At 33.6% G+C, this 7,443-nt stretch carries 5 protein-coding genes and 1 pseudogene; 1 reads left to right on the top strand and 5 read right to left on the bottom strand.

The features are described from left to right. Positions 1-259 precede the first annotated feature (259 nt). Positions 260-1,570 (bottom strand): methyl-accepting chemotaxis protein, encoded by a 1,311-nt coding sequence (locus LS81_RS12335; protein ID WP_034346684.1) that lies wholly within the window; start codon positions 1,568-1,570, stop codon positions 260-262. Between the two features lie 218 nt (positions 1,571-1,788). Here LS81_RS12335 and murA point away from each other — a divergent pair, with 218 nt between their 5' ends. Next, positions 1,789-3,069 (top strand): UDP-N-acetylglucosamine 1-carboxyvinyltransferase, encoded by a 1,281-nt coding sequence (murA, locus tag LS81_RS06885; protein WP_104696552.1) that lies wholly within the window; start codon positions 1,789-1,791, stop codon positions 3,067-3,069. A gap of 1,386 nt (positions 3,070-4,455) precedes the next feature. On the opposite strand, the gene LS81_RS06880 is transcribed toward murA, so the two are convergent. From LS81_RS06880 to LS81_RS12445, 4 genes and pseudogenes are all read right to left on the bottom strand, one after another. Further along, positions 4,456-4,698, bottom strand: coding sequence for a cell division topological specificity factor MinE (locus LS81_RS06880; RefSeq protein WP_034345907.1), 243 nt, complete (start codon positions 4,696-4,698; stop codon positions 4,456-4,458). Between the two features lie 10 nt (positions 4,699-4,708). Beyond that, positions 4,709-5,530, bottom strand: a complete 822-nt coding sequence (gene minD / locus LS81_RS06875; RefSeq protein WP_034345911.1) for a septum site-determining protein MinD — start codon at positions 5,528-5,530, stop codon at positions 4,709-4,711. Between the two features lie 364 nt (positions 5,531-5,894). After that, the gene (locus tag LS81_RS06870) at positions 5,895-6,401 is read right to left on the bottom strand and encodes a hypothetical protein (RefSeq protein ID WP_034345913.1); all 507 of its coding nucleotides are present in this window, start codon (positions 6,399-6,401) and stop codon (positions 5,895-5,897) included. A gap of 101 nt (positions 6,402-6,502) precedes the next feature. Beyond that, positions 6,503-7,258 (bottom strand): annotated as a pseudogene (locus tag LS81_RS12445) (sodium:solute symporter family transporter); the annotation flags it as partial. Positions 7,259-7,443 lie beyond the last annotated feature (185 nt).

The raw sequence follows: 7,443 nt of genomic DNA, 5'->3' as shown, positions 1-7,443 counted from the left end.
ATATCGGTTATATTTTTGGGATAGAATCTAGATTCATTCTCTCATTCCCACTCTCATAAAAAACTTTTCTGCACAATTAGTCAGATATAAATCTTGTTGGATATAAAAAACTATTAATTTAAAATCCCAAGTGTCTTGTATTACATACCCCATTTGTTCACACAATTTAAACTAAGTAAAAACGACTCAACTTGTTGGAGTTCTTACATAGATAGTATACATAAGATAGATGCATATCCCAAAATTCTCATTCTATAAATCAAAGCGAATTGTCACAATTAGATCCACATAACTTTCGCAATTCACTATTCTTCTCATTAAGCATATTATCAATCTCACGCACGACACCCTTTGTGCCCTCTTCAAATACAGCGAGATTTTTATCGACAAAATCCTTACCTATTGTCCGACTTTCTTTCATTGATATAGCAATAGCATTTGCACAAGAATGCACGGTTGCATGCTCTTTTTCTAAATCTTTGTATCCTTTTGTGTCTCTGAAATGTTTATATCCATCACCTTCATAATACCATTTGCCAAGACGACAGCCCTTATGATCTGTAATACCAAATTCATCAGAAATATCAAGTATAAACGAATAAAGATTATTTTTATAGATCACATGATCTAGTTTTGCGAGCGAACAAAATACAAGATTATTTATAATGCTAAGCATATACTTAGATCGAACTGAGGAGGAGGATAAATCTTGCATCGTACCCACCATATCATCAACATTACAACGCATAGATTCTGAAATGGTATTAATTTCTTCTGTATTAACTTGTATATCCCCACTCTCTTGTTGCATTGCCTTCACAACAATTGCGATATCCTTTGTAGCTTTTTGAGTCTTTTCTGCAAGTTTTCTTACTTCATCAGCAACAACCGCAAATCCCCGTCCATGCTCCCCTGCCCTTGCCGCCTCTATAGCCGCGTTTAACGCAAGCAAGTTTGTTTGCTCTGCAATATCATCAATAAGTGAAATAACATTTGTAATATCATTGCTTCTTCCGCTAAGAGATTGTGCCAAAGTCTGTGCATGCTGCATCTTATCGCACAACTCACCAATGTCATACAAGGACTTTCTTGTAATATCAAGTCCTTGTTGTGAAATATCTGCAGCCGCTTCTGAACTCTTTAGAATCTGCCCTAAATCATTAAAGATAGCAACAAAAGACTCTTGTGCTGCACCAAGCCCACCTTTCAAAGCAACATGATGTAAATGTGTGATGTCTAACCCACCTAGATCCCTATCTCTGAAAGAACATTTTTTAAGACAATACAAATCCACATCATGCACTCTCTTATGTTTTACCGCATAAGACACATCATCTAAAGCTACAATTGCATTTTTACTTGCCAACTGCGTCAATAACGACTTTGTATCCTTTATAGATTCTGCATTTGCATTACGAAAAACAATCTCACCCTCAGAGACGCCAAAAATAATCTCTTCAAATGCAAATGCACTTACTTGGCGGTAAAATTCAACCTCCTGTGCCAAAGCTTTATTCTCTTGTTCCTTAGTTTGCAACTCTTGTCGCAATGTTTTTGAAGATGAAAACATACAAAATTACCTTAAAAGATTTAAAATATATGCCTATATTCTATCACAATTTTATTATTTTTCATACTTTATTTACCAAAAGAATACTATGCTTATGGTATTTTGTGTATTAATTTGATAACAAAAACTGCACATATTATAAGATTCTGTAAAATATGCTACAATAATATTTCATTAATATTTCTTTTAGTTATCAGTTTCATTCAAGAGGACTTTTTATGGATTATTTAGAAATTGAAGGTGGACATACGCTGCAAGGAAGTGTTAAAATTTCGGGTGCAAAAAATGCGGCACTACCTCTGCTTGCTTTATCACTGCTTGCTAAGCAACCTATGGAATTTTATAACCTTCCAGAAGTAGCAGATATTAATACTTTCATGCGTTTACTTACAATGCTTGGAGCAAATATCACAACAAAGAGTGCAGGACATCGAATTATAAATACCGCAAATGTAAATAACACAAAGGCAGTCTATGATATTGTGCGTAAAATGCGTGCATCAATCCTTGTTTTAGGACCACTCTTAGCACGTTTTGGACATTGCGAAGTAAGTTTACCAGGTGGATGTGCAATTGGAGCTAGACCGGTTGATTTACACATAAAGGCAATGCAAAAGCTTGGAGCTACGGTGGAAGTGCAAGGTGGCTATATTATGGCACATGCAAAAAATGGACTAAAAGGTGCTGATATAGTATTTGATAAAATAACTGTCACAGGCACAAGTAATGTGATCATGGCAGCTGCACTTGCAAACGGAAAAACACGTATTGTTAATGCTGCCAAGGAACCAGAAGTTGTACAATTGTGCCAGGCATTACAAGAAGGTGGGTTGCAAATTCAGGGTATTGGCACTTCAGAAATTGTTATAGAAGGAACAAATGGAGAGTTACTTGACTTCAAGCCAACAAGAGTTATACCAGATAGAATCGAAGTGGGTACTTATTTGTGTATTGGAGCAATTACAAACTCACAAATCACGCTACATGATGTATGCGAAGAACATATTGAAAGCATTGTATTAAAATTAAATGAAATTGGTTTTTCAACAGAGTTTTGCAATAATGATAAAAATCAATCAATAACACTTTATCCGTGTGAAAAAGCCCTACAAGCATTTCGCATCACAACAACAGAATATCCAGGTTTTCCAACCGACATGCAAGCACAATTTATGGCATTAAGCACACAATGCAATGGATCAAGCTTTATTAAAGAAACCTTATTTGAAAATCGTTTTATGCATGTTAATGAACTACAACGATTAGGAGCTGATATAGCTATTGATGGCAATGTAGCACAAATTAATGGAAAAACTGAACTCATAGGTGCAGATGTGATGGCAACGGATCTACGTGCTTCATCTGCTCTTGTGCTTGCCGCCCTTGTGGCAAAGGGAATTACGAAAATACATAGAATTTACCACTTAGACAGAGGATATGAACAGCTTGAAGTGAAACTTAGCGCCTTGGGCGCAAAGATACGTCGCTTGAGCGAGTAACAACAAGCCAATAACTAACAACAACATTGCTATAAGTATTACCAACTGATTATATCCTATCGTGTTTGCTTCTCAATGATTTATAAAAGATGGCGAATTATTCTTATAGTAAAAACATGCCCTCATTTATCAATGTCGGTAAATGGGAAAACTCTATATAAATCTTGAAAACATGAAGCAATGTATGCAAACTTAGAATGCTAATTGCAAATTATGAAGTATTGCCACAAATTATAGAATCTAGTTATACTATTTTTATCTTTTAATATTCTAGATCTATTAGATTACACGCACCATTTAAAGCTGCATTTGTTAAGAAGGTATTGCTCAAAGCTACCTTATACAACACCCACCACATTAAACCACATTTACAAGGTTTTTAGCCTGTGATGTGCTTGAGGTCTCTTTAATCTCTTACACACTATACACAAAAAACATTTTATAAAGTATGTTTTAAAGACTTCTAGCTTTTATAGATTCCTTTAAGTATTTATGTGTAGTGAGTATGTAGAAATGCTTACTAAGTTGTTTCATATTTGTATCAAATATTTAACTTAAATGTTGCATGCATGGCGTGTAAATATTGCTGCTGTTGTGATAGATTATATTAAAGGCTTAATACATTAAACGCCTTTAAGGTATATTCGTTAATGCTAAAAGGTGTTTTTTTGATTTTGCAAATGCGGAAGTATATAGAAAAAACCTATCGCATTACTCTTTGGAAAATAATCTAGTAATACTAGCAAAAAGGGAAAAAGGGTAACAAAAAGCTTTATAAAAGAAACTTAAAGATTTCTTAATATTTCTAAAACCATACATAAAAATTATTAAAGCAAGCATGTTTTAAGAATCTTTATCTTTGAATAATCTTTTAGATGTTTTGATGCAAAGAGTATGTAAGATATATCGCTATATTATTTGTGTATAGTTTGTAAGAAGTATCAAAGAAACCTAAAACACATCACAAGCTAAAAACCTTGCAAATGTAGCTTAATGTGGTGCGTGTTGTTTTTGATATATTATTTTATATGTTTATATTAATTGTTGGGTTTAAATATTACATGTATGATTTGCACTTATTTTTATTACAACATGTATATTAGAAGCTTAATAATTGGATACCTTTTTAACCTCTTTTGATTTTTTTACTCATACTTAAAAAGAGTGTTTGATGATTTGTAGAACTAAAGCAAACAAAATAAATAGAAATGTTACTCTTTTTTGAATAGCTATGTACTACAAAAAAGTAAAAGTGCGTAATTTCATTGAGATAGCTTTATAAAAACATATAAGTGTGCTTACAATACCCTGTGTGTATCTTTTACAATTAAGACATGCCCTCGTAGAGTAGATTTAACTTCACCTGCACTACCCTATATAAAGACTTTATTGCTCTGTTTTTCCAATACAAATTTGAATATCAAGGACATTATTTCTATATGCTGTTGCATTGACCACAATATGCGGTGTTTTTGCATATTGTTTCATAAGGTTTGTGATGTCTTTTGTTAAATTATCAAGATAATTAATTTGCAACCCTCTTTCATTGATTAGCACATTATTTAGTCTATTTTTTGCTAGTGTGGCAGTGCCGCTACTTTCACTCTTGTTTCTAAAAAGAAATAACATAACAAGCTCCCTAAAAACCAAAAAATTTCTTTAAACTGCCAATGAAACCAGTTGATTGCGTGAATGTTGCAAATGGCACTTCTTCCCCTAAGATTCTACGTGAAATTCTTTCATATGCTAAACCACTTTCCGTCTTTGAAAAGATAGTTGGCTCACCGCTATTTGTCGCACTGATCACCTTTTCATCTTCTGGTACGATGCCAATCAATGGCAAGGCAAGAATTTGCAACACATCATCACATGATAACATATCCTGCTTTGCAACTAGCTCTGGTCGCAAACGATTAACAATAATATGTTTTTCTAATTCTACACCTTGCTTTGCCTTGTCACTTTTTGAATCTATGATTCCAACCACGCGATCACTATCCCTCACTGAACTTACCTCTGGTGTTACCACGATAATTGCCCTATCAGCCCAAAATATTGTATGCTCAAAACCACTCTCGATACCCGCAGGACTATCAAGCAAGATATAGTCAAACTCCAGTTTTAGCTTTTCAAGCAAGTCTTTAACCTTATCTTTATCAAGTATTGTCTTATCTTTTGTTTGACTTGCGGGTAAAAAGTAAAGATTTTTTGCTTTTTTGTGACTCACTATTGCTTGAGAAAGATTGCATTTATTTTCCATCACATCAATCACATCATAAACAATACGACGCTCAAGCCCAAGTATCATATCAAGATTACGTAAGCCAATATCAAAATCTACCGCAATGACTTTTTTACCACTTTCAGCCAAACCAACACCAATATTAGCAGTAGCTGTAGATTTGCCAACACCACCTTTACCTGAAGTGATAGCAATAACAACACCTTGCTTTTTTCCCATTCATACCCTTTCGCATTTACTATCTATTATTAAAGCGTATTCTAGCCAAACTTTTAATACTTTATATAAATTAATACAAAACTTTAAAGAATATTTTAAGCTAAATCAACATGCAGATATGCTGCTTTTTACGCACGACTTATCTAATAGAATTTTTCAAAAATATTTTAATTATCTTTTAATGAAAGCATAACTCTCTTGCACTAAAACGTCCATATATATACCGCAATATTGCATCAATAATATTTTAAATTATCAACACTCCATCGCACTAAAACTCAAATACCTACGTGTAGATTCTTACACTTCATTACCAATAATTTTAGCACCACACTAATTTAGAAAAATATCTCACATATTATGTTTAGAATCTATTGTCTGGATTTGATAAAATAGCATTTTTAGAGCTCTCTATCAATGCTTCTTCCTCACTTGATTCTAACTCTTGCGATGTAAGCTTTTCATCAAATTCTTGTGTTACATCTGATTGCCTAAAAATATCTAATTCCAACACATTCATTGCATTCATAAATACACAGATATCTCGCATCGCACTATTATTTACAGGGATAGTAATCTGTATAATACTTGAGAATGGAATAACAACAAGGCTTGGAAAATTATCTTTACCAAAACCTGCTTCAAATGACATATCATCTTGCCATATTTCAATGCTATCAAATGTGAAGCCTGCAAGTATAAAGTCTATAATAGGATGAAACTGACTTGAAATCTCTTCAGGTAGTTCTGGATCAAATTGCACTTTTTGTCTACTGCACTGCACAGAAAAGTGAATATTTTGATTAATAAGCAATTGTATGATTTCTCTTGCATGTTTTGCAAGCATAGGTTTTAAATCTCTATTTTGCATTGAACTTCCTTTATTTGCAATAGCTTAAGATTATACAAAAAAACTCTAAACCCGCTAAATAGAATAATATATAATCTACTCTCCATATACAACATAAAAACCTAGATATTACCTGCTTTCATTTCCACCATCATTTTATCAAACGCTTCCTTAGTTCCTGGTCGCACAGGTTGCATTAAGCTCACGATAACAATAGCTAAACTAGCACATACAAAACCAGGCACAATCTCATATATAGGGAAATATGTATATAAAAAGTTATTATGGAGCACTACAACAACTGCTCCAGTTATCATACCAGCAATGGCACCCATACGTGTCATTCGTCTCCAAAATAGAGAAAATAATATAACACTTCCAAAACTTGCACCAAAACCAGCCCATGCATACGCCACAATGCTAAGAATACTAGAATCCTTATTTGTAGATATAAAAAATGCCACAAATGAGACAATTAAAACACTAGCTCTGCTGAAAAACATAACCTGCTTTGGTGTTGCATCAGTTTTTAGAATCTTTTTATAGAAATCTTCTGCCACGGTAGAAGCTGATACTAAAAGTTGGCTACTAGCTGTACTCATAATTGCTGCAAGCAAAGCAGAAAGTAAAATCCCAGTAACCCATGGATTAAACAAAACTTGAGACATAATAATAAAAATCTTTTCAGGATCACTAAAACTTAAATTGAATTTTGTTGCATAAGCTAATCCTAGCATACCCACAAAACACGCACCAATAAGGCTTATAATCATCCATGACATGCCTATAATAGTCGCAGTTGGAATATCTTTCGTGGATCGGATAGACATAAAGCGAACAATAATATGTGGTTGTCCAAAATAGCCAAGCCCCCATGCAACAGTAGAGATAACACTAAGCAATGTAACACCTTGAAAGAAAGAAAAGTGGTTTTTCTCTTCCAACGAACTAGCAATCGCAGAATCTATATCAGAGAGCAGAGTTTGCAACTTCTTATCAATATCTTTTGGTGGATTTGAAAGAACTGCATTTATATCATTAGCTTCTTTAGCAAGCGTCTTAA

The organism is Helicobacter trogontum (assembly GCF_000765905.2).
GTDB classification, from domain to species: Bacteria; Campylobacterota; Campylobacteria; order Campylobacterales; family Helicobacteraceae; genus Helicobacter_A; species Helicobacter_A trogontum.
The sequence above is the reverse complement of the archived record's forward strand: the minus strand, read 5'-3'. Positions and strand labels throughout refer to the sequence as shown.